Origin of the sequence: Roseomonas indoligenes (genome assembly GCF_017813365.1) — a bacterium.
GTDB lineage: Bacteria > Pseudomonadota > Alphaproteobacteria > Acetobacterales > Acetobacteraceae > Roseomonas > Roseomonas indoligenes.
The window spans coordinates 1-21,021 of record NZ_JAGIZA010000040.1 but is presented as its reverse complement, the minus strand read 5'-3'; the positions used below and the strand labels follow the sequence as shown (position 1 = coordinate 21,021).

Annotated in this window: 19 protein-coding genes and 2 pseudogenes; 13 read left to right on the top strand and 8 right to left on the bottom strand. The window is 73.5% G+C overall.

The annotated features are described in order from the left end of the window. Window positions 1-107 (top strand): annotated as a pseudogene (locus tag J5Y10_RS28210) (IS630 family transposase); the annotation flags it as partial. 190 nt (window positions 108-297) lie between these two features. Here the strand turns inward: J5Y10_RS28210 and J5Y10_RS27040 are convergent. From J5Y10_RS27040 to J5Y10_RS27030, 3 genes are all read right to left on the bottom strand, one after another. Then, window positions 298-3,720 carry a transglutaminase family protein gene (locus J5Y10_RS27040; protein WP_209377252.1) on the bottom strand — a complete coding sequence of 1,141 codons (3,423 nt, stop codon included), beginning with the start codon at window positions 3,718-3,720 and terminating at the stop codon, window positions 298-300. 209 nt (window positions 3,721-3,929) lie between these two features. Further along, window positions 3,930-4,793 carry a glutathione-dependent disulfide-bond oxidoreductase gene (yghU, locus tag J5Y10_RS27035; protein WP_209377251.1) on the bottom strand — a complete coding sequence of 288 codons (864 nt, stop codon included), beginning with the start codon at window positions 4,791-4,793 and terminating at the stop codon, window positions 3,930-3,932. Window positions 4,794-4,894: 101 nt separating this feature from the next. Beyond that, a complete protein-coding gene (locus J5Y10_RS27030) occupies window positions 4,895-6,589 on the bottom strand; it encodes an IlvD/Edd family dehydratase (protein ID WP_209377250.1) in 1,695 nt (564 codons plus the stop codon). Window positions 6,590-6,729: 140 nt separating this feature from the next. On the opposite strand from J5Y10_RS27030, the gene modA reads away from it, so the two are divergent. The 12 genes from modA (at window position 6,730) to J5Y10_RS26970 (ending at window position 18,205) form a co-directional block, all read left to right on the top strand. Further along, entirely contained in the window at window positions 6,730-7,512 is a 783-nt protein-coding gene (gene modA, locus J5Y10_RS27025) for a molybdate ABC transporter substrate-binding protein (RefSeq protein ID WP_209377249.1), read from the top strand. Beyond that, complete coding sequence (modB, locus tag J5Y10_RS27020) at window positions 7,513-8,208, top strand: molybdate ABC transporter permease subunit (RefSeq protein WP_209377248.1); 696 nt, start codon at window positions 7,513-7,515, stop codon at window positions 8,206-8,208. It abuts the gene before it with no gap. 13 nt (window positions 8,209-8,221) lie between these two features. Further along, complete coding sequence (modC, locus tag J5Y10_RS27015; RefSeq protein ID WP_209377247.1) at window positions 8,222-9,322, top strand: molybdenum ABC transporter ATP-binding protein; 1,101 nt, start codon at window positions 8,222-8,224, stop codon at window positions 9,320-9,322. Next, the gene (locus J5Y10_RS27010) at window positions 9,319-9,546 is read left to right on the top strand and encodes a hypothetical protein (RefSeq protein WP_245215147.1); all 228 of its coding nucleotides are present in this window, start codon (window positions 9,319-9,321) and stop codon (window positions 9,544-9,546) included. Before modC ends, J5Y10_RS27010 begins: the two co-directional genes overlap by 4 nt. A gap of 90 nt (window positions 9,547-9,636) precedes the next feature. Further along, a complete protein-coding gene (locus J5Y10_RS27005; RefSeq protein ID WP_209377246.1) occupies window positions 9,637-11,574 on the top strand; it encodes a methyl-accepting chemotaxis protein in 1,938 nt (645 codons plus the stop codon). Between the two features lie 4 nt (window positions 11,575-11,578). Next, entirely contained in the window at window positions 11,579-12,955 is a 1,377-nt protein-coding gene (locus J5Y10_RS27000) for a chemotaxis protein CheW (RefSeq protein ID WP_209377245.1), read from the top strand. After that, the gene (gene cheB, locus J5Y10_RS26995; protein ID WP_209377244.1) at window positions 12,952-14,037 is read left to right on the top strand and encodes a chemotaxis-specific protein-glutamate methyltransferase CheB; all 1,086 of its coding nucleotides are present in this window, start codon (window positions 12,952-12,954) and stop codon (window positions 14,035-14,037) included. Before J5Y10_RS27000 ends, cheB begins: the two co-directional genes overlap by 4 nt. Beyond that, window positions 14,034-14,879 carry a CheR family methyltransferase gene (locus J5Y10_RS26990; protein WP_245215146.1) on the top strand — a complete coding sequence of 282 codons (846 nt, stop codon included), beginning with the start codon at window positions 14,034-14,036 and terminating at the stop codon, window positions 14,877-14,879. The genes cheB and J5Y10_RS26990 overlap by 4 nt, the downstream gene beginning before the upstream one ends. Before the next feature lie 10 nt (window positions 14,880-14,889). Beyond that, on the top strand, window positions 14,890-16,842 hold the full coding sequence (locus J5Y10_RS26985) for a chemotaxis protein CheA (protein WP_209377243.1): 1,953 nt from the start codon (window positions 14,890-14,892) through the stop codon (window positions 16,840-16,842). Next, window positions 16,839-17,087 (top strand): hypothetical protein, encoded by a 249-nt coding sequence (locus J5Y10_RS26980; RefSeq protein WP_209377242.1) that lies wholly within the window; start codon window positions 16,839-16,841, stop codon window positions 17,085-17,087. The genes J5Y10_RS26985 and J5Y10_RS26980 overlap by 4 nt, the downstream gene beginning before the upstream one ends. A gap of 79 nt (window positions 17,088-17,166) precedes the next feature. Beyond that, the gene (locus tag J5Y10_RS26975) at window positions 17,167-17,547 is read left to right on the top strand and encodes a response regulator (RefSeq protein WP_209377241.1); all 381 of its coding nucleotides are present in this window, start codon (window positions 17,167-17,169) and stop codon (window positions 17,545-17,547) included. After that, a complete protein-coding gene (locus J5Y10_RS26970; RefSeq protein WP_342453040.1) occupies window positions 17,501-18,205 on the top strand; it encodes a chemotaxis protein CheX in 705 nt (234 codons plus the stop codon). The genes J5Y10_RS26975 and J5Y10_RS26970 overlap by 47 nt, the downstream gene beginning before the upstream one ends. 179 nt (window positions 18,206-18,384) lie before the next feature. Here J5Y10_RS26970 and J5Y10_RS26965 read toward each other — a convergent pair whose 3' ends face one another. The 5 genes and pseudogenes from J5Y10_RS26965 to J5Y10_RS26945 form a co-directional block, all read right to left on the bottom strand. Next, window positions 18,385-19,278 carry a DUF8225 domain-containing protein gene (locus J5Y10_RS26965; protein WP_209377240.1) on the bottom strand — a complete coding sequence of 298 codons (894 nt, stop codon included), beginning with the start codon at window positions 19,276-19,278 and terminating at the stop codon, window positions 18,385-18,387. A gap of 136 nt (window positions 19,279-19,414) precedes the next feature. Further along, the gene (locus tag J5Y10_RS26960; RefSeq protein WP_209377239.1) at window positions 19,415-19,579 is read right to left on the bottom strand and encodes a hypothetical protein; all 165 of its coding nucleotides are present in this window, start codon (window positions 19,577-19,579) and stop codon (window positions 19,415-19,417) included. 30 nt (window positions 19,580-19,609) lie between these two features. Continuing rightward, window positions 19,610-19,933, bottom strand: coding sequence for a hypothetical protein (locus J5Y10_RS26955; RefSeq protein ID WP_209377238.1), 324 nt, complete (start codon window positions 19,931-19,933; stop codon window positions 19,610-19,612). Window positions 19,934-20,102: 169 nt separating this feature from the next. Further along, window positions 20,103-20,633 (bottom strand): hypothetical protein, encoded by a 531-nt coding sequence (locus J5Y10_RS26950; RefSeq protein ID WP_209377237.1) that lies wholly within the window; start codon window positions 20,631-20,633, stop codon window positions 20,103-20,105. A gap of 284 nt (window positions 20,634-20,917) precedes the next feature. Beyond that, window positions 20,918-21,021: pseudogene (locus J5Y10_RS26945) on the bottom strand (IS5/IS1182 family transposase); the annotation flags it as partial.

Here is a 21,021-nt window from a genome sequence, read left to right as displayed (position 1 = left end):
CCCGTACCCGCGAAGCCCTCTGGACCACCATCGGGCGCCTGCTCGACACCTTCACCCAAGCCGAGTGCAGAAACTACCTCGCCAACTCAGGATACGCGTCCGAGTAAGCTGGAAATGCTCTAAGCCTCCTGAACCTGCATCGGGCTGCCGCAGCACCGTCCTGACCCGGCAGCTCCGAGAGCGGAGGCGCACCGCCCGCCGGGCATTCCCAATCCGATCAAAGAAGAGAATGGCAAGGGGTTCGGGGAGGGGCTGAATTCATTCTTCCCCACCCCGGGACGGGCCAGCAGTCGAGGATCAGGCTCCGCCCCGCCGCAGATCCAGGCTCCGCGGCGTCTCGCGCGAAACCACCATCGGCGGCTCCTCCATCGGGCCCGGCGTGTGCCCGAACGGCTGGAACCGGATGCGCCGCCGCGCCTCCGCCTCGTTCGCGTTCACCGGCAAGGTCTCGTAGTTGCGCCCGCCGGGGTGGGAGACGTGGTGCGTCATCCCGCCCAGGCTGCGTCCGGTCCACCGGTCATACAGGTCGAACACCAGCGGCGACTGCGCGCGCACGGTGGGGTGCAGGGAGGAGGGCGGGTTCCACGCCTTGAAGCGAACGCCCGCCACGTACTCGCCCTGGCGCTCGGTCGGCGTCAGCGGCACGGCGCGGCCGTTGCAGGAAAGGACGTAGCGCTCCTCCACCCAGCCCGTCACCTTCGCCTGCACGCGCTCCGTCGAACTGTCCACGTAGCGCACCGTGCCGCCGGCCGCGGGCTCCTCGCCCAGCACGTGCCAGGGCTCGAGCGCGTGGCGGACCTCAAGGCCCGTGCCGCGGATGGAGGTCTCTCCGATCAGCGGGAAGCGGAACTCCAGGTGCGGGGCGAACCAAGCCTTGTCCAGCGGGCAGCCCAGCATCGCCAGCTCGTCCAGCGCGTCGTGGAAGTCCTGCGCGACGTAGTGGGGCAGCATGAATTCGTCGTGCAGCCGCGTGCCCCAGCGCACCAGGCGCCGGTCATAGGGCGTATCCCAGAAACCCGCGATGGCGGAGCGCAGCAGCAGCACCTGCGCCGCCGACATGCGCGCGTGCGGCGGCATCTCCGCCGCCCGCCACTCGAGGAGGCCGAGGCGGCCGGAACTGCTCTCCGGCGCGTAGAGCTTGTCGACGCAGAACTCCGTGCGGTGGGTATTCCCCGTCATGTCCACCAGCAGGTTGCGGAACAGCCGGTCCACCAGCCAGGGCGGCGTCTCCACCCCGGGCTGGATCCGGGAGAAGGCGACCTCCAGCTCCGCCACGCTGTCCATCCGCGCCTCGTCCACGCGCGGGTGCTGGCTGGTCGGGCCGATGAAGAGGCCGGCGAACATGTAGGAAAGGCTGGGGTGGTTGTGCCAGAAGCCCAGCAGGGACTTCAGCAGGTCCGGCCGGCGCAGGAAGGGGCTCTCGGCCGGCGTCGCGCCGCCCATCACCACGTGGTTGCCGCCCCCCGTGCCGACATGGCGGCCATCCAGCATGAACTTTTCCGAGGCCAGCCCGACCTGCCGGGCCTCCTCATACAGTTCCTCCGTGCGCTGCACGCCCTCGGCCCAGGACGCATAGGGGTGCACGTTCACCTCGATCACGCCGGGATCGGGGGTGACGGAGAAGCTCAGCAGCCCCGGGTCGCGCGAGGGCAGGTAGCCCTCCAGGACCACCTTGCGCCCGGTCTCCGCGGCCGTCGCCTCCACCGCGGCGGCCAGGTCCAGCCAGTCCACCGCCTCGTAGAGCGGCGGGAAGAAGACGTGGATGATCCCGCCACGTGCCTCCACGGTCATGGCCGTGCGGACCACGTCTGGGTCGCTCTGGCCCACCTCCGGCGGAGTCTGCGGCACGGGCCGGAAGCCCTCCGCCCCGCCGGCGTAGCTGCTGCCGGCGCCGGCGCCGGGCACGCGCTGGTAGGCCTGGTAGGGCGGCAGGGGCGAACCCGCCACGCCGTCCGGCGGCGCATGGTGCAGCCCGGGCGCGGGCTGGTTGCCGTAGGGGTGTGCCAGGGCGGGATGAGGCGGCAGAGGCGAGCGCGGCGCGAAGGGGTCCGCCTCCGTCTCGAAGTTGTTGGCCGCGTCCGTCTCGGACATCCAGGGCAGGCTCTGCAGCGGCAGGCGGAAGCCGATGGCGCTGTCGCCGGGCACGAGGAACAGGTGCTCCCCTCGCAAGAACCAGCGGCCGGACTGCCAGTGCCGCACACCGTCGCGCAGCACCCGGCGGATCGGCAGCACGCTGCCCACGGAGGCGGAGAGACCCTGGCCGTAGACGCGGGCCAGCCGCGCGCGCTCCAGCGGGTCGCGCAGCTTCGCGTCCTCCACCACCACGTTGGCGGGCAGGCGATGCTCGCGCCACAGGAAGTAGTGGATGTCCTCATAGGCCGGCGTCACCAGCGCGGGGTCCACCTGCAGCCGCTCCGCGAGGGATGCGGCGAAGCGCGCCGCGTCATCAGCCGTGGCGTTATCCCGGTCGTCGTCGGAGGCCAGAAGGGCGGGATCGCGCCACACCGGCTCCCCGTCCCTCCGCCAGTGGCACATCAGCGCCCAGCGCGGCAGCTGCTCGCCGGGATAGTGCTTGCCCACGGCGTATTGCAGCGCGGCCCCCGGTGCCCAGCGATCCGCCAACCGACGCAGCAGACGCCCGGCATAGGCGCGCTTGGTGGGACCCAAGGCGTCGGTGTTCCACTCCGCCGCGTCCATGCCGTCCGCCGCGATGAAGGTGGGCTCGCCGCCCATGGTCAGCCTGATGCCGCCCGATGCCAGCTTGCGGTCCACCTCCCGCCCCTGGGCGAGGATCGCCTGCCACTGCGCCTCCGTGTAGGGCTTGGTGACGCGCGGCGTCTCCAGCACGCGCTTCACGCTCATCTCGAAGCCGAACTCGGTCTTCGCCGGCTCCACCATCCCGGAGATCGGCGCGGCGGAGGAGGGCTCCGGCGTCGCCGCCAGCGGGATGTGCCCCTCCCCCGTCAGCAGGCCGGAGGTCGGGTCCAGCCCGATCCAGCCGGCGCCAGGCAGGTACACCTCCGCCCAGGCGTGCAGGTCGGTGAAGTCCTCCGTCGGCCCCTGCGCGCCTTCCAGCGGCTTCACGTCGGGCACGAGCTGGATCAGGTAGCCGGAGACGAAGCGCGCGGCGAAGCCCAGGTGGCGCAGGGCCTGCACCAGCACCCAGGCGCTGTCGCGGCAGGACCCCTTGCACTGGCCGAGCGTCTCCTCCGCCGTCCAGACGCCCGGCTCCATGCGGACGACATAGGCCACCTTTTCCAACAGGCGCTGGTTCAGCCCGACCAGCATGCCCACGGTCGCCTGCCCCTCAACCTGCGGCGTCTCGGCCAGGAAGGCGGAGAGCAGCGGGCCGGCAGGCTCCACCCGGCGGAAGGGCGAGAGCTCCGCCTCCAGGGTGGGGTCGTAGGCGAAGGGCCAGGTCTCGGCCTCCGGCTCCAGGAAGAAGTCGAAGGGGTTGATGGTGGCCATGTCGGCCAGCAGGTCCACCGTGACGTCGAAATGCGTCACCCGCTCCGGGAAGACCACGCGGGCCTGGAAATTCCCCTGCGGGTCCTGCTGCCAGTTCACGAAATGGCCGGCGGGCTCGATCTTCAGCGCATAGGACAGGATCGGCGTGCGCGCATGCGGCGCCGGCCGCAGGCGGATGACCTGCGGGCCGAGCGAGACCGGCCGCTCGTACTTGTAGCTGGTGCGGTGCGTCAGGGCGACGTGCAGGGGCATGGTTCGGGCTTCACCGTCGTCAGGGCGCGAGGGGAACGGGGCGAGGCCATGCAAGCTTCACGCCCGGGGCGGAATCACGGCCGGGGCCGGGGGCGGCGGGCTGATAGACCGGGGCCGGGGCTGTGTCCAACGGCTTCGGCCCCGGATTGATCCCCGGCGGGAACAGGCTGCCACGCGGGATTTGCATGCGCCCGCCGGGGCCGCCCGAACTAACCCGCCGCCAGCTTGTCCTGTGTCCGTGTCTCGAAGTCGGAGGCATCGTGCCGCTCATGCAGCTGCTCGGACGGCTCGCCGGTCACGCGGTTCACCATTCGCCCGCGCCGCACCGCCGGCCGCGCCAGGATTGTGTCCGCCCAGCGCAGCACGTTCTTGTATTCCTGCACGCCCAGGAACTCCGCCGCCCCGTAGGACCAGCCCTTCACCAACCCGCCATACCAGGGGAAGTTCGCCATGTCGGCGATGGTGTAGTCCGGCCCGGCCAGGAACTCGCTCTCGCCCAGGCGCTTGTCCAGCACGTCCAGCAGCCGCTTCGTCTCCATCGTGAAGCGGTCGATCGCGTACTCGATCTTCACGGGGGCATAGGCGTAGAAATGCCCGAAGCCGCCGCCGAGATAAGGCGCGCTGCCCATCTGCCAGAACAGCCATGACAGGCATTCGGCCCGCGCCGCGCCTTCCTTCGGCAGGAAGGCCCCGAACTTCTCCGCCAGATACATCAGGATCGCGCCGGATTCGAACACGCGCACCGGCTCCGGCCCGCTGCGGTCCATCAGGGCGGGGATCTTGGAATTCGGGTTCACCCCGACGAAGCCGCTTCCGAACTGGTCGCCGTCCCCGATTTTGATCAGCCAGGCATCGTATTCCGCGCCGGAGTGCCCGAGGGCCAGAAGCTCCTCCAGCAGGATCGTCACCTTCTGCCCGTTCGGCGTGGCGAGGGAGTAGAGCTGCAGCGGGTGCTTCCCCACCGGCAGCTCCTTCTCATGCGTCGCGCCGGAGGTGGGGCGGTTGATATTGGCGAAGCGGCCGCCATTCCCGGGATTCCAGGTCCAGACCTTCGGCGGCGTGTACTCGGTCATCGTTCAAGCCCTTCCGACTCTTCGGTTGCCGGGAGACTAGGCGAGGTGGCGGGGGGCGCGCACCCCGCCCCCCTTCAACCGCCCGCGATGACCTGTCGCGCTCAATCCTCTCCGGCGAGGAAGTCGAAGTCGACGCCCTTGTCCGCCTGCAGGACGGTGTCGTGGAAGAGCTTGGCGTAGCCGCGCTTGGGGGCCGGGCGGGGCGGCTGGAACTCCGCCGCGCGCCGCTCCAGCTCGGCCGCGTCCACCAGCAGCTCGATGCTCCGCCGCTCCACGTCCAGCGCGATCCGGTCCCCGTCCCGCACCAGCCCGAGCGGACCGCCCACCGCTGCCTCGGGCGTGATGTGCAGAACGATGGTCCCGAAGGCCGTGCCGGACATCCGCGCGTCCGAGATCCGCACCATGTCCTTCACCCCGGCTCCCGCGAGCTTGCGGGGGATCGGCAGGTAGCCCGCCTCCGGCATCCCCGGCGCCCCCTTCGGCCCGGCGTTCTGCAGCACCAGCACGTCGTCCGCCGTCACGTCCAGGTCCGGGTCGTCGATCCGGTTCGTCATGTCCTCGACGCTGGTGAAGACCACCGCGCGCCCCTCGTGCTTCAGCAGGGCCGGAGTGGCGGCGGCGTGCTTGATCACCGCCCCGCCCGGGCAGAGGTTGCCCCGCAGCACCGCCATCCCGCCCGTCTGCTTCAGGGGCGCGCTGCGCGGGCGGATCACCGTCTGCCCCGGCACCTCCTCGGCCAGGGCCAGGTAGTCGGCCAGCGTGCCGCCGAGCACCGTCGGCGCGGAGAGGTCGAGGAAGGGCTCCAGCTCCTGCAGCAGCCGCGGCACGGCGCCGGCATGGTGCAGGTGCTCCATGTAGTGGTCGCCCGAGGGCTTGAGGTCCACCAGCACGGGCACCTCGCGCCCGATCGCGTCGAACTCCTCCAGGTTCACCTCCAGCCCCGCCCGCCCGGCGATCGCGGCCAGGTGCACGAGCCCGTTGGTGGAGCCGCCGATCGCCTGCAGAACCACCATGGCGTTGCGGATGGAGGCGGGGGTGACGAGCGTCTTGGGCGCTGGCCCCTGGCGCCGCGCCATCTCCACCGCCACGCGCCCCGTCGCCTCGCCGCAGCGCAGCCGCTCCGCGTGCGGCGCCGGGATGGCGGCGGAATAGGGCAGCGAGAGCCCCATCGCCTCGATCATGCAGGCCATGGTGCTCGCCGTGCCCATAACCATGCAGGTGCCGACCGAGGGCGCCAGCCGCCCGCTGATGACCTCGATCTCCGCCTCGTCGATCCGCCCGGCCCGGTGCTGGCCCCAGAGCCGCCGGCAGTCCGTGCAGGCGCCCAGCACCTCGCCCCGGTGGTGCCCCACCACCATCGGCCCCACGGGCAGCACCACCGCGGGGATGCCGGCGCTCGCCGCCCCCATGATCTGGGCTGGCAGCGTCTTGTCGCAGCCGCCGATCAGCACCACCGCGTCCATGGGCTGGGCGCGGATCATCTCCTCCGTGTCCATGGACATGAGGTTGCGAAGATACATGGAGGTGGGGTGCGAGAAGCTCTCGTGGATCGAGATCGTCGGGAAGGCCATGGGCAGCCCGCCGGAGAGCATCACGCCCCGCCGCACCGCCTCGATCAGCTGCGGCGCGTTGCCGTGGCAGGGGTTGAAGTCGCTCGCCGTGTCCGTGATGCCGACGATCGGCCGGTCCAGCGCGTCGTCCGAATAGCCCGCCGCCTTGATGAAGGCCTTTCGCAGGAACAGCGAGAACCCCGCATCCCCGTAGCTCGTCAGTCCCTTGCGGAGTCCCTGCGCCATTCGCCCTGTTCCCATCCCTCGCGGCTCACGGCCGCCCGGTGCATGAGCGGAGGAGCGCCGCGCCTTGTCAACGGAGCCCGCCTTGCGCCACCCCGGACCGGTCGATATAGCCGAACGGGAACAACGACGGGGCCGACCCCATGCGTCGTCAGCTTTTCTGCGCCATCGCCGCCACCATCGCCCTCTCCGTCACGGGGCTGCCCGCCCGCGCGCAGGAGCCCGTGACCGTCTTCGCCGCCGCCAGCCTGACTGATGCCATGAGGGCTCTCGGCGAAGCCTGGGCCGCCAGGGGCAACCCCGCCCCGCGCTTCTCCTTCGCCGCTTCCTCCGCCCTGGCCCGCCAGATGGAGCAGGGCGCCCCGGCCGACCTCTTCGCCAGCGCCGACGAGCCCTGGATGGACTACGTCCAGCAGCGCAACCTGATCGTGAACGAGACGCGCGTCTCGCCCCTCGCCAACGCGCTGGTTCTGGTCGCCCCTGCCGATAGCCGCCAGGCCCCGGTCACCATCGGGCGCGACACCGACATCGCCGCGATGCTCGGCGCGAACGGCCGCATCGCCACGGGCGATCCCTCCAACGTGCCCGTGGGCAAGTATGCCCAGGCCGCGCTGACCTGGATGGGCCAGTGGGACGCGCTGAACCCGCGCATCGCCCGCGCCGACAGCGTCCGCTCCGCCTTGCTGCTCGTGGAGCGCGGCGAGGCCCCGCTGGGCATCGTCTACGCCACCGACGCCGCCATCTCCCGCGGGGTGAAGGTGCTCGGCACTTTCCCCGCCGGGAGCCACGAGCCGGTCACCTACCCCTTCGCCCTTACCCGTCGCGCCACCGACAACGCCGCGGCCCGCGCCTTCTTTGCCTTCGCGACCGGGCCGGAGGCGGCCGAGACCTATCGCCGCTTCGGCTTCGGGCTGCGCGCCCAGTAGGTGCTGACGCCCGAGGAGTGGGGCGCGGTCCGGCTCAGCCTCTCCGTCGCCCTCCGCTCGGTGGTCTTCGGCCTGCCGCCCGCGGTTCTCGCGGCCTGGCTCCTCGCGCGCGGGCGCTTTCCCGGCCGCGCGCTGCTGGACGCGCTGGTCCACCTGCCGCTGGTGATGCCGCCGGTGGTGGTGGGCTGGCTTCTCCTCGTCACCTTCGGCGTGCGCGGCCCGGTGGGGGCGCTGCTGAACGACCTGTTCGGGATCCGCCTCGTCTTCACCACCGCCGGCGCCGCCCTCGCCACCGCCGTCATGTCCTTCCCGCTCATCGTCCGCGCCGTTCGTCTCTCGCTCGATGCTGTGGACCCGGGGCTGGAGGCGGCGGCGCGCAGCCTCGGCGCAGGGCCGATCGACCGCTTCGTCACCGTTACCCTGCCGCTGATCGCGCCCGGCATCCTCTCCGGCGCGATCACCGCCTTCGCCGCCGGGCTGGGCGAGTTCGGCGCCGTTATCACCTTCGTCTCCAACATCCCTGGCGAGACCCAGACCCTGCCCCTGGCGATCTACAGCGCCACCCAGACCGCGGGCGGGGAGGCGACGGCCGCGCGGCTTGCCGCCATCTCCTTCGCCCTCGCGATCGCTGGGCTGCTGCTGGCCGATCTCGCCGGCCGCCGTCTCGCCATCCTCATCGGCCGCGCACCGCGCTGATGCTGCCCTGCCCATGCTAGAGGTCGCGCTGCGCCACCGCTTCCCCGGCTTCGCGCTGGATACGGCCTTCATCGCGCCCACGCCCGGCGTCACCGCCGTCTTCGGCCCTTCCGGCTGCGGGAAGTCCACCCTGCTCGCCGCCATCGCCGGTCTGCTGCGCCCGGAGGAAGGCCGCGTGGCGCTGGACGGCGCGGTTCTGCTGGACACCGCCGCGCGCGTGATGATGCCCGCGGAGCGGCGCCGCTGCGGCGTGGTGTTCCAGGATTCCCGCCTCTTCCCGCACCTCTCGGTCGAGACGAACCTGCGCTACGGCCTGCGCCGCGCCCCGCGCGACGCGGAAGGGCCCGGCTTCGCGGAGGTGGTGGACCTTCTGGGCATCGCCCACCTCCTCCCCCGCCGCCCCGCCGCGCTCTCGGGCGGGGAAAGGCAGCGCGTCGCCCTTGGCCGCGCCCTCCTCTCCCGCCCGCGCCTGCTGCTGATGGATGAGCCGCTGGCCGCACTGGACGCGCCCCGCCGCGCGGAGGTGCTGCCCTTCCTCGCCCGCGTGCGGGACCGCTTCCGCGCGCCGATCCTCTACGTCACCCACGCGCTGGACGAGGTGGACCGCCTGGCCGACAACCTCGTGCTGATGGAAGCCGGCCGCGTCCTCGCCGCCGACACGGTGGAGGCCCTCTCGACCCGCGCGGACCTGCCGCAGCTTGCCGCCCGGCGCGACGCCGGCGCCCTCCTCCCCTGCACCGTCCTCGCGCATGATCCGGCGCGCGGCCTGACACGCCTCGGCTTTCCCGGCGGCGAGCTTCGCGTCCCGCTGCGCGAGGAACCGCCGGGCACGCGGATGCGCGTGCGCGTCCGGGCACGGGACGTCTCCGTCGCGACCGAGGAACCGCGCGGCCTCTCCGTGCAGAACATCCTGCCCGTCACGCTGGAATCCCTCGGCCCCGCCGCGCCGCACGAGGCGATGTTGCGCCTTCGCCTGGGGGGCGCGGTCCTCCTCGCGCGCGTCACCGACGATGCCGTGGCGCGCCTTGCGCTGCGGCCCGGCCAGCGCCTCTGGGCGCTGGTGAAATCGGCCGCCTTCGCGGCCAACACCCCCTCCCTGGAGAACCCGGGTTGAAGCTTTCCGCCCGCAACCTGCTCGCCGGCAAGGTCGTCGGCGCCACGATCACCGCCTCCGTCACCAACGAGGCGGTGGACGCCCTGGAACGGAAGGTGGGCGACGAGGCCTCGGCCATCATCAAGGCCTCCGACGGCGTCGTCAGGAAGGGTCGGGAAGGCCTGACACCACCGTCCTTCCCGCGCGCGGCGCGGCGAGTAGCGTCGCGCGCGGCGGGCCGGTAGACTCGGCCCCGAGTCCCGTCCGTCCCTTCGTGGCGGCACTGCCCCGGCCTGGGGGCGCGCCGGCGGGACGGATCGGGGGCTGAGGCACAGATGGCGCTGGTGAAGACAACCGAGCTGGCCGGGCGCGCGCCCGCCCTCACCGCCACGCTGTCCTCCCAGCCCGCCCCCACGCCGGAACCCCCTCTCCTCCCCGCCAGCCAGCGCCGCGCCCTGGATCGAAGCCGCGCCCGGCGCGAGAAGGCGGCCGAGCGCATCGGCGCGGCGAGCGAGGAACTGGCCGCCGGCATCACCCAGGCCGCCGCGGCGGCCGAGGAGCTGGGCCGCGCCCTGGCGCAGATCTCCGCCGCGGCGGAGGAAGCGGCCGGCGCCGCGCAGCAATCCCAGGGCAACATCGATTCCCTCGGCGCGGTCTTCGCCCAGGCGCGCGACCGGGCCGAGTTCTCCAGGCGCAGCACCGGCGCGCTGCAGGCGGCGCTGATCGAGCTCGGCGCCGGCATCGAGGCCACCGCCGCCTCGGTGGAGGACAATGCCGCCCGCCAGCTCCGCTCGGTCGAGGTGGTGGCGGCGCTGGAAGCGGGCGCGGCCCGCATCGGCGAGATCACCGCGGCCGTCGGCGAAATCGCCGACCAGACGAACCTCCTCGCCCTCAACGCCGCCATCGAGGCCGCGCGGGCGGGCGATGGCGGCCGGGGCTTCGCCGTGGTCGCCGAGGAGGTGCGCGCCTTCGCGGAGCAGTCCGAGGCGAGCGCGCGCGAGGTGCAGGCGCTGGTGGAGACGATCGGCGCGAAGGTGCGCGACGTCGCCGCCCGCATCCGCGCCGCCGCCGCCACGGCCGAGGATCAGGCGCGGGAGGGCCGCTCCGCCGTCGCCGTGCTGGAGGAGGTGCGCGCCGCGATGGGGGCCATCGCGGAGGGCGCGCAGGCCGTGCTCATCGCCAGCGTGGAGGCCGAGGGCGCGGCGCGGGAGGCGCAGCGCGGCGCGGAGGGCGTGGCCAGCGCCGCCGAGGAGCAGTCCGCCGCCACCGCGGAGGCGCAGCGCGCCGTGCAGCAGCAGGGCGCCGCGCTGGACGAGAGCCAGCGCACCGCCCAGAGCCTCGCAGCGCTCGCGGAAAGCCTGCAGGCCGGCAACGCCGCCTCCGCCGAGGCGGTCGCCTCCGCCGCCGAGGAACTCTCCGCCACGGTGCAGGAGCTGTCCGGCGCGGCCGGGGAGATCAACACGGCGCTGGACCAGATCGGGCGCGGCGCCGCCATCCAGGCCGCGGCCACGCAGCAGGCCGCCGTGTCCATGACCCAGATCGAGCGCGCCGCAGGCGGCACGCGCGCCGCCGCCGCCGCCTCCGTCGCGCGCCTGGCCGACATCGCCCCGCGGCTGGAGCAGGGCCGGGCCGTCCTTGCCGCCCTGGGTGGGAGCATGGCGGCGGCCCTCGAGGAGACCCGTGCGCTGGCGGTGACGATCGGCGGGCTCGAGACCTCCGGCCGCCGGATGGAGAAGATCGTGGACTCCATCGCGCTCGTCGCGGTGCAGACGAACATGCTCGCCGTCAGCGGCTCCGTGGAGGCCGCGCGGGCCGGGGAAGCGGGGCGCGGCTTCGCCACCGTCTCCACCGACATCCGCGCCCTGGCGCGCGACGCCGCCGCCAACGCGGATCGCATGAAGGACGTGGTGCGCGACCTGCGCGACGGCGCCACGCGGGTCCGCGCCGAGCTGGAGGCCGTGGCCGCCGCGGCGGACGGGGAAGCCGGCAAGGGCCGAGCCGTGCAGGAACGCCTGGCCGCCGCCGGCGCCGACCTGGCCGGGCTGCGCGCGGGCTCCGACGAGGTCCTGGCGGGCACGGAACGCGTGCTGGCGGCCGTGCAGGAGGTGCTCTCCGGCACGCGGCAGATCGCCGCCGCGGCGGATGCGACCAGCGCCGCCGCCGCCCAGGCCGCCACCGCCGCCGGCCAGCAGGCCCGCGGCGCGGAGGACCTGGCCGCGGCCATCGAGGAGATCGCGAGCCTCGCCGACGAGCTGCGGCTGGCGGGGGGCTGAACGCGTGGCGGCGGGCGAGGTCCTGACCGTCCGCGTGGCCGGGGAAGCGCTGGCGCTGCCCGCCTCCCTGGTGCGGGAGGTGCTGCGCCCCACCCCGCTCACCCGCGTGCCCCATGCGCCGCCGGCCATGCTCGGCCTCTCCGGCCTGCGCGGCGCCGTGCTTCCGGTGCTCTCCCTCGCCCGGCTGCTGGGGCTTGAGGACGCCGCCCCCACGCCCGCCGCCCGGGTGGTGGTGGCGGGGGAGGAGGCGCCCTGCGGCCTGCTTGTGGAGGAGGTCTCCCGCTTCGGCAGCGATGATGGCGCGCGCCCGATCGACCTGCCCGCCCTGCTGGCGCGCGACTTCGGCGCGGCCCGCTCGCATGCGCGGGCTGCTCCCCGGGCCGCACCGACGGAGGTCCTGGAGGAGGCCCCGGACAGGCGCGTCGCCCTCCTCGCCTTCACCCTCTCCGGCCAGGACCATGCCCTGCCGCTGGAGAGCGTGGCCGAGGTGGCGCGCCTGCCCGCTGAGGTCACCGCCCTGCCCGGGGCGGAGGACGCCATGCTCGGCGTCATTCCCTTCCGCGGCGGGCTGCTGCCGCTCGTCTCTCCCCGCGCGCTGCTCGGGCTGAAGCCGGGCGCGGGCACGGCGCGGGCGCGGCTTGTGGTGGTCCGGCTCGGCCCGCTGCGGGTGGGGCTGGTTGTCGATGGGCTGAGCGCCGTGCTGCGCCTGCCAGGATCCGCCCTGTCCCCGGTGCCCGCCGTCCTCTCCCGCGGGATGGGCGAGGCGCGGGTGGCGGCGATCGCCCGCACGGAGGAGGGCCGCCTCGTCACGGTCCTCTCCCCGGAGGCCCTCTTCGACGAGGCGACAACGGCCCGGCTGCTGGCCGGCGCCAGCCCGGAGGAGGGTCCGGCCACGGCGACGGAGACAGCCGAGCGCTTCCTCGTCTTCCGCCTGGGCGGGGAGAGCTACGGCCTGCCCGTCGCCGCCGTGCAGGAGGTGGCGCGCCGGCCGGAGCGCCTGGCCCGCATCCCCCGCGCGCCCGGCTTCATCGCCGGGGCCATGACGCTGAGCGGCGCCGTCCTGCCGGTGATCGACGGGCACCGCCGCTTCGGGGGCACGGGCGATGAGGGTGTCGGCCAGATCGTGGTGATCGGTGCGGACGGCCTGCGCGCCGGCCTCGCTGTGGACGCGGTATCGGAGGTGATGCCCGTCGCCACCGCCGAACTTCTTCCCGCCCCGGAGATGATCCCGGACGCCGATGGCGTTTTCGACCGCGTGGCGCGGCTTGGGCGGGAGGGCCGGATGGTCCTCCTCATCGATCCCCTCGCCCTGCTGGAAGCCGCCGGGCGCGACCTGCTGGCCGCCGCCGCGGATGGGGCGGGGGCCGCGACCAACCCGTGACCCGCGTCCTCGTCGTCGATGATTCCGCGCTGATGCGGCGGCTGCTGGGCGGGGTCCTCAGGGCCGGCGGCTTCGACGTGACCTTCGCGCGCGACGGGCAGGAGGCGCTGGAGTCGATCGCCGCCGCCCCGCCGGACGTCGTGACGATGGACGTGCAGATGCCCCGCATGGACGGGCTCGCCTGCCTCGACCGCATCATGCTGGAGCATCCCGTGCCGGTGGTGATGCTCTCCTCCCTCACCGAGGCCGGGGCGCAGGCGACGCTGGAGGCGCTGCGGCTCGGTGCCGTGGACTTCCTGCCGAAGCCCGCCGGCGCCGCCTCCCTCTCCATCGACGAGTTGGCCCCGGTGCTGCTGGAGAAGCTGCGCGCGGCCATGGGCGCGCGGCTGCGCAGCAGCCATCGCCTGACGGAGCGCGTCCGGCTCCGCGCTGGACGTCCCGCCGCGCCGCGCGCGGCCCGTTATACCGAACCTGCGCCCTCACTCGTCCCGGATACCCCGCCGGGCGATCCGCCGGGGATCGTCCTCGTCGGCTGCTCGACCGGCGGGCCGCCGGCGCTGGACGCCCTGCTGGAACCCCTGCCGGCCAGTTTCCCCTGGCCGGTCCTCGTCGCCCAGCACATGCCCGCGGGCTTCACCGGCGCGCTCGCCCGGCGGCTGGACAAGCTCTGCGCCCTGACGGTGCAGGAGGTCTCGAGACCCGTGCGGCTGCTGGCCGGCCACGTCTATATCGGGCGGGGGGACGCGGACCTCATCCTCGGCCGCCGCCCGGAGGAGCTGCTGGCGATGGCGGCGCCCTCCGCCCCGGAGCATCGCTGGCATCCCAGCGCCGACCGGATGGTGGACAGCGCCATGGCCCTGCTGCCCGCCGCGCGGCTGGTCGGCGTGCTGATGACGGGCATGGGCGACGACGGCGCCGCCTCCATGGCACGGCTGCGCGCCGCCGGCGGCCGCACGGTGGCGGAGGCGGAGGAGACGGCGGTGGTCTGGGGCATGCCCGGCGCGCTGGTGCGGGCCGGCGGCGCCTCGGCCGTGCTGCCGCTCGGCGGCATCGCCGGCGCGCTGCGGGACTGGCTGGCATGACCGCGCCCGCTGCCGATCCCGTCCTGACACCGGAGGAGTTGCGGCGCCTCTGCGAGTTCGTCTACCGCCGCACCGGCATGCTCTACGGCGAGAGCAAGCGCTACTACATCGAGCGCCGGGTGGCGCAGCGCATGGAGCGCGCCGGCACCCCATCCTTCGCCGCCTACATGGCCGCGCTGCGCGCGAGCCCGGCGGAGGCGGAGCGGCTGGTGAACAGCTTCACCGTCAACGAGACCTATTTCTACCGGGAGGAGCACCAGCTCCGCGCCCTGTCCGGCGCCATCCTGCCGAAGATCGTCGCCGGGCGCGGCCCGGGCGACCGCGTGCGGATCTGGTCCATCCCCTGTTCCACGGGCGAGGAGCCCTACTCCGTCGCCATCTGGCTGTTGGAGAACTGGCCGATGGTCGATGCCTACAACATCGAGATCCTCGGCTCCGACATCGACACCGACGCCCTCGCCGCCGCGGCGGAGGGGAGCTACGGAAGCCGCGCGCTCTCACGCCTGCCGCCCGCGCTGCTGCACCGCTACTTCGAGCCTGCGGAGAACGGCGAGCACAGGATCATCGCGGACCTGCGCGAATCCGTGCACCTCACCACGGCGAACCTGGTGGATGCCGCGAGCATGGCGGCGCAGGGCCGCTTCGACGTGATCCTCTGCCGCAACGTCCTCATCTATTTCGACGAGGCCTCGCGGGCCCTGGCCGCACGCAACCTGCATGCGGCCCTCGCCCCCGGCGGCTACCTGCTGCTCGGCCACACCGAATCCATGGGTCGGATCGCCGACGGCTTCACCACGCGCCGCTTCGACGACGCCGTGGTCCACCAGAGGGCGATCTCGTGAGCCGGGTGCCATGAACGAGCTGCTCGAACAGTTCCTGGTGGAATCGCGGGAGCTGGTCCAGGCCGCCGCCGACGACCTGCTGGCGCTGGAGCGCAACCCGGGCGACCCCGCGCGGCTGGATGGCGCCTTCCGCGCCGTGCACACCCTGAAGGGCTCTGTCGCCCTCTTCGAGCTCGCCCCGATGGGCGCTGCGCTGCATGCCGGGGAAGACCTGCTGGAAGCCCTCCGCCGCGGCGCCGCCGCGCCGGACCGTGTGGCGATGGATACGCTCCTCGCCCTGGTGGGCGCGAGCGAGGCCTGGCTGGAGAGCTTCGCCGCCGATGGCCGCCTGCCCGAGGCGGCCGAGGCGGAGGGGCGTGCGCTGGAGAGCGCGCTGCGCGCCCGCATGTCGGGCGTCGCGGCGCCCTCCGCCCCGCCGCCCGCCGCTTCCCAGGACTGGCTCCCCGCCCTGCTCGAGCGGGAGGCGGCGGCCATCGCCCGGGCCCGGACGGAGGGACAGGCCCTCACCGCCCTCCGCTACGCCCCCTCGCCGGACTGCTTCTTCCTCGGCGACGATCCGGTGGCGACTCTCCGCGCCCTTCCCGGCCCCATCGCCCTCCATATCGCCCCGCGCGAGCCCTGGCCGGCGGATGGGCCGGCTCCTTTCACCTGCAACATCGTCATCGAGGCGGTTTTCGCCGCGCCGGAGGCCGAGCTCCGCAAGGGGCTCCGCCTCGTTGCCGACCAGGTGGCGCTCGCGCCCGTTCCGGTCCCCGCGCCCGCGCCATCAGGCCCCGGCCTGCCGGCCCCGAGGGGCCTGCGCGTGGACGCCGCCCGGGTGGACGCCCTGGTGGACCTGGCGGGGGAGCTGGTGGTCGCGCGCAACGGCCTCGCCCATCTCGTCGCCCGCGTGGGGGAGGAGAACCCCGCCCTCGCCCGCGCCCTGGCCGAGAGCGAGGCCGGCATCGGCCGCCTGGCGGAGCGCATGCACCGCACGGCGCTGGGCCTGCGCCTCGTGCCGCTCGGCCGCGCCTTCGCGCGCCTGCCGCGCCTGGTGCGGGAAACGGCGGGCGGCCTGGGCAAGGAGGTGACCTTCACCGTGCTCGGGGAAGCGGTGGAGGCCGATCGCACCGTGGTGGACGGCCTCTTCGACCCGCTGCTCCACCTGCTGCGGAACGCCGTCGACCACGGGATCGAGCCGACCGGGGCGCGGGAAGCCGCCGGCAAGCCGCGCACCGGCCGCATCACGCTCTCTGCCGCGCGGGAGGATGGCGGCGTCGCCGTCACCCTCTCCGACGACGGGGCGGGCATGGACCCGGCCCGGCTGCGCGCCGTGGCGAAGGCGCGCGGCGTGGCGGACGCTGCCACCATCGACGCGCTGGACGACCGGGAGGCGCTCGATCTCGTTTTCCGCCCGGGCTTCTCCACCGCGGGCGCGGTGACCGCGATCTCCGGCCGCGGCGTGGGCATGGATGCGGTGCGCGCGGCGGTGGAGGCCCTTGGCGGCCGCGTCACCCTCTCCAGCATACCGGGCCAGGGCACCTCGGTCCGCCTCCTCCTGCCGGGCGGCGCCGCCGTGATGGGCGTGCTGACCGTGCGCGCGGGCGGCGAGCTCTACGGCATCCCCGCGGAGACCGTTGCGGAGACCGCACGCCTGCCCAAGGCCGCCATCCAGCCGCTCGGCGCCGGGGAGGCCTTCGTACTGCGCGGCCGCACCCTGCCGGTGCTGCGGCTGGCCGCCCTGCTGGGGCTGGAGCCGGCCCCGCGCGGCGCCACGGCCCGCCTCCTCGTTACCGGCGGCGGCACGGACGGGGTCGCGCTGGAGGTAGAGGGCTTCGGCGGCCGGCTGGACGTGCTGCTGCGCCCCCCGCAGGGCCTGCTGCGAGGCCTGCCCGGCCTGGTGGGCACGGCGCTGCTGGGTGACGGCAGCGCCCTGCTCGTGCTCGACCTGCCGGACCTTCTCGCGCGGGCCGGTGCGGCATGAGCGTGCGTCTCGACGGCGACGTGATCCGCCTGGAAGGCCCGGCGCGGGTGGAGGACGCGGAACCGCTCATCGCGCTGCTGCAGGCCGGGGAAAGGCGCGCCGTGGACCTGGACGGCTGCGGCCCCCTGCACGCCGCCGTGTTCCAGGTGCTGTTGGCCTTGCGGCCCCCGATCCGCGGCACGCCGGCCGACCCCTTCGACGCCCGCTGGCTGTTGCCCCTGCTGGCCCCGCAACCCGGGCCATGATCCCCCGCGGTGGTGCTGGCCCCTTCCCCGCCCTATGAAGAAGCCCGCGCGGCAGGACCGCCCCCCCTTGGAGCATCGCATGGCGACCACCGTCCTGATCGTCGACGACAGCAAGCTGGCCCGGATCGTGGCCGGCAAGGCGATCGCCGCGCTCCAGCCGGACTGGGCCCGCGCTGAGGCCGGCAATGCGGAGGAGGCGCTCGCCCGCCTCGCCCATGGCGACATCGACCTCGCCCTGCTGGACTACAACATGCCCGGCAAGGACGGCCTGACCCTGGCCGGCGAGATCCGGGCGCTGCACCCGACCATGCCCGTCGCCGTCATCACCGCGAACGTGCAGGACGAGGTGGTGGCCCGCGCCCGTGCGGTGGGCGCGACCTTCGTGCCGAAGCCGGTGAACGAGGAGGCGCTGCGTGGCTTCGTCTCCGGCGCCGCGCTCCGCCTTCGCGCCGGGCGGTAGCGCCGCGATGCTCCCGCCCGAGGTTTCGCTGAGCGAGCTGGAGCGTGACGCCCTGACGGAGCTGGTGAACATCGGCGTCAGCCGCGCCGCCGCCAGCCTGCGCCAGATGGTGGGGGGCGAGGTGCTGCTATCCGTCCCCTCCGTCGAGATCATCGCGGAGCGCATCGCCACGACCCTGATCGAGGAGCGCGAGGGCCGCGACCTCATCGCCGTGCGGCAGGACTTCACCGGGGCCTTCAACGGCCGCGCTATGCTGATCTTTCCCCAGTCGAGCGGGGCGGAACTGCTGCGCGCCGTGGTGGGCAACGACATACCGCCGGAGGAGGAGGCGGAGATGGAGCGTGAGGCGCTGGCCGAGACCGGCAACATCATCCTCAACAACTGCCTCGCCACCATGGCGAACATGTTGCGCCGCTCCTTCGACATGTCGCTGCCGCAGGTGCTGCGCGGCGATGGCCGGCTGCTGCTGGAGGGGATGGAGCCGGGCGGCGAAGGGCTGGTGCTGTTCCTCTACATCAACTTCGCCGTGCGGGACCGCAGCCTGCGCGGCTACATCGCCATGGTGATGGACCTGCCCTCGCTCGGCGCGCTGAAGCGGCTGGTGGCCGATTTCATCGAGCGGGTGATGGACGACGATTCAGACCTCGCGCCGCACTGAGCGGCGGGGCACGGGGCGCATGCCCTCCGTGTCTGCAGGATCACCGGCTTCAGCCGCGCCACCAGCCGCCCAGGTGTCTCGGTTTCCATCCTGCCCGCACGGGGCTCGATCCTGAAGTGGCCCCTTCCAGCGCGGCCGGCCCACCACGTCGAAAGGCGTTAGCGCGCCGGCTGCCCGGTTTACGAGCGGACCGGTGGAAGGCCGGCCTGCCGCAGCAGCGCCTCCGTTACCAGCCGGCCCGGCAGGAGAGGCACGGAACCCATCCCCGCCAGGGCCCAGGGATCGCCCGGGCCCCGCCCCAGGCCCCGCCCACTTGCCTCGCCCTCCTCGCCCGGCCCGCCGGCGGGGTTGCCGCCCAGCAAGGCGTGGAAAAGGCCCAGCGGGGTGAAGCGCTCCCCATTTGGTAGGCTCAGGTCGCAGAGGGACCAGTCCGCCTCCTCCGGCACCGCCGCCTCCAGCCGGCGCGGCGGGCCGGCCGGGCCCTCGCGGCGGGCAGGGCGCAGCACCTCCGCCGTCACGTCCCGCCCGCCGAGGAACAGCAGTCCGCGCTCCGGCGGCCCTTCGGAAAGGCGTAGCCGCCCGCCCGGATCGGGCCGGGGCATCGCCTCGAACCCCGCCATCGCGCCCCCGTTCAGGTGCACCGCGCCGCGGACGGTGTTCCAGGCGTTCAGCGGATTATAGCTTCCGGCGGGGAAGACCAGCTCATGGCCATCCGGCCGGCGGGCATAGACGTCGGAGCGCCAGACCAGATCCTCATCGCGGATCTCCGGCCGGCCGAGGATGCCGCGGTACAGCGCCGCCACCCGGCGCGGCGCCTCCTGGGCCAAGGCGGTCCAGTCCTCCAGCGCCTCGAAGGTGTAGGAGACGGCGCGGAGCAGGCCGGCGATCCGGCGACTGTGCCATTCGCAGCCCAGCATCTGCTGGCGCCGGTGGACGGGAACCCGGATGAAGGCCGCGCCGCGCCTCTCGAAGAGGCAACCCAGCGCCAGCGTCTCGCAGGTCAGGTGCAGCAGCCCCGGCCCGGCCTGGCCCGGCACCGCCGCCTTGTGTCCATGCGGCACGGTCTGTCCCACGTTTCGGACCTCCCTGGATTTTTGTCGGCCCCGGGCAAGCCGGGCCGCGCGGGCGTCGTGAAGCGCCCGAAGCGGCACCTCGGGAGGAAGGATCAGCGCCGGGCCGGCTACCCGGACTGGAGTGGCCGTAGGGTCCTCAGTGCCTTTGGGCGCCGCTGGGCGGCTGCTGCGCCAGTGCATCGCGCAGCGCTTCCAGGACACCGCCGGCGACCTCCAGCCCCGTCGTTCGAGCGGTGCTGGCAAGGCGCTGGATGACCTGGTCGAGCAATGCCTGCTCGGTAGGGAGATCGAGGTCGATCATGTGCATCTCCTCTGCCATGGGTTGAGGGTCCTATCCCGCCAACATGCCGCGGTGCCGGGCGAGCAACGGCCGGATGCGGCACAGGCCCTGAACGAGACGCGGCACCAACCAACCGCCGCGCGGGTGCAGGCCATCACCGGACGACAAGGCGCGGAAAATGGGCGTTCCTGAACGAATGGAGGGCAGCGCCGATAGGGCGGCGCCCAGCCCCATGACCGCCATGGCGGCCCCGGCCATCGGCGACGTCATCTCGCCCAGCGGAGGCACGGCCATCAGCGCCATGGTTCCAGGAACGAGGGAGAGGCAAACGGCCGCCGGCGCAGGGCGGACGATGGCGTTGCTCTTCTCGGTCATGGAGTGCTTCCTGCGCTGAGATCGGCCTGCCGGGCTGGCGCGCCTTCCCTGGCTGGAGGGACGCGGCTTTTCCACCCGGGGATAAGATCAGCACGACGCGCGCAAGGATCCGTCAGACCAGCGTCAAACCGCCGTCAAATGTAGAGAACGAAATTAATTTTCCTTCGGGTCAGCGGCCGACCGGCTCCATGCGGACCACCGACGGAGCCGAAGCCGGCGCCGGCGGGGGTGGTGGTTCCGGCGGCGCCGGAGGCTGGCGGAAGGCGGAGACCGCCTCCTCTCCACCCACCGCCATGCTGGGCATCGGCCGCCGCAGGCAGCCCCGGACGATCATGGCGCAGACCCCGTCCTTCCCCACCGGGCGGTCGTTGTTCCCGGTGTAGGACAGCCCGCTGACGCGATCATCCGTCAGGCGGAAGGTGGCCGTGCAGGCATTGCCGCTGCCGCCAAGGGTAATGTCGCCCCCGATCACGGGAAGGGTCACCTGGACGCCGCCCGTCGCGTCATTCTTCAGCGTGTAGCTGAACAGCTCGGTGCGTGGATCCAGCCGCTTCGTTCTGTCGGGGATGCCGGCGCAGGCCTGCAGGTCCGCAGCGGTCATGCCTTGCATGTCCAGCTGCGCCTGGTGCGCCAGATGGGAATCCGCGTAGCCGCAGGCGGCCAGCAGGAGAAGGAGGGAGAGGGCGGCTGGGCGGTTCATGCGGCCTCCGGCAACGGGCGCCGCCCACCTCGCGAAGCGGGCAGTCGTCGCGGGCACGGGGCCGTCCCGGAAAGGCCGTGCGGGCCGGCGGGACGGCGTCGGGGGACAGGATGCCTCCTCGGGAGGCCGGCATCTGGTGCGCCGATCCTCCGCGGCGGGTCGCGGCCCGCCGCCCGGCAGAGCCGGGGCCGTCCCCCTAACCCCTCGGCCGCACCCGCCGCAACACGGTCCAGACCGTGATGACGCGGGCGTTACGGGGCAGCAGCCCTAGGTAGGGGACTCATTCAGGTCCACTCGCTGACGGTGGCGACGAGAGCGAGGCTGGCGAGGTAGTTCCGCGCGAGGCGGTCGTAGCGGGTCGCCAGCCTTCGCCAGTTCTTGAGGTGGC

Bases quoted from the DNA above. Each gene is read 5' to 3' on its own strand.
- J5Y10_RS27040 (WP_209377252.1), bottom strand. From the start codon at position 3,720: ATGCCCCTGCACGTCGCCCTGACGCACCGCACCAGCTACAAGTACGAG.
- yghU (WP_209377251.1), bottom strand. From the start codon at position 4,793: ATGACCGAGTACACGCCGCCGAAGGTCTGGACCTGGAATCCCGGGAAT.
- J5Y10_RS27030 (WP_209377250.1), bottom strand. From the start codon at position 6,589: ATGGCGCAGGGACTCCGCAAGGGACTGACGAGCTACGGGGATGCGGGG.
- modA (WP_209377249.1), top strand. From the start codon at position 6,730: ATGCGTCGTCAGCTTTTCTGCGCCATCGCCGCCACCATCGCCCTCTCC.
- modC (WP_209377247.1), top strand. From the start codon at position 8,222: ATGCTAGAGGTCGCGCTGCGCCACCGCTTCCCCGGCTTCGCGCTGGAT.
- J5Y10_RS27005 (WP_209377246.1), top strand. From the start codon at position 9,637: ATGGCGCTGGTGAAGACAACCGAGCTGGCCGGGCGCGCGCCCGCCCTC.
- J5Y10_RS26990 (WP_245215146.1), top strand. From the start codon at position 14,034: ATGACCGCGCCCGCTGCCGATCCCGTCCTGACACCGGAGGAGTTGCGG.
- J5Y10_RS26985 (WP_209377243.1), top strand. From the start codon at position 14,890: ATGAACGAGCTGCTCGAACAGTTCCTGGTGGAATCGCGGGAGCTGGTC.
- J5Y10_RS26980 (WP_209377242.1), top strand. From the start codon at position 16,839: ATGAGCGTGCGTCTCGACGGCGACGTGATCCGCCTGGAAGGCCCGGCG.
- J5Y10_RS26975 (WP_209377241.1), top strand. From the start codon at position 17,167: ATGGCGACCACCGTCCTGATCGTCGACGACAGCAAGCTGGCCCGGATC.
- J5Y10_RS26960 (WP_209377239.1), bottom strand. From the start codon at position 19,579: ATGATCGACCTCGATCTCCCTACCGAGCAGGCATTGCTCGACCAGGTC.
- J5Y10_RS26955 (WP_209377238.1), bottom strand. From the start codon at position 19,933: ATGACCGAGAAGAGCAACGCCATCGTCCGCCCTGCGCCGGCGGCCGTT.
- J5Y10_RS26950 (WP_209377237.1), bottom strand. From the start codon at position 20,633: ATGAACCGCCCAGCCGCCCTCTCCCTCCTTCTCCTGCTGGCCGCCTGC.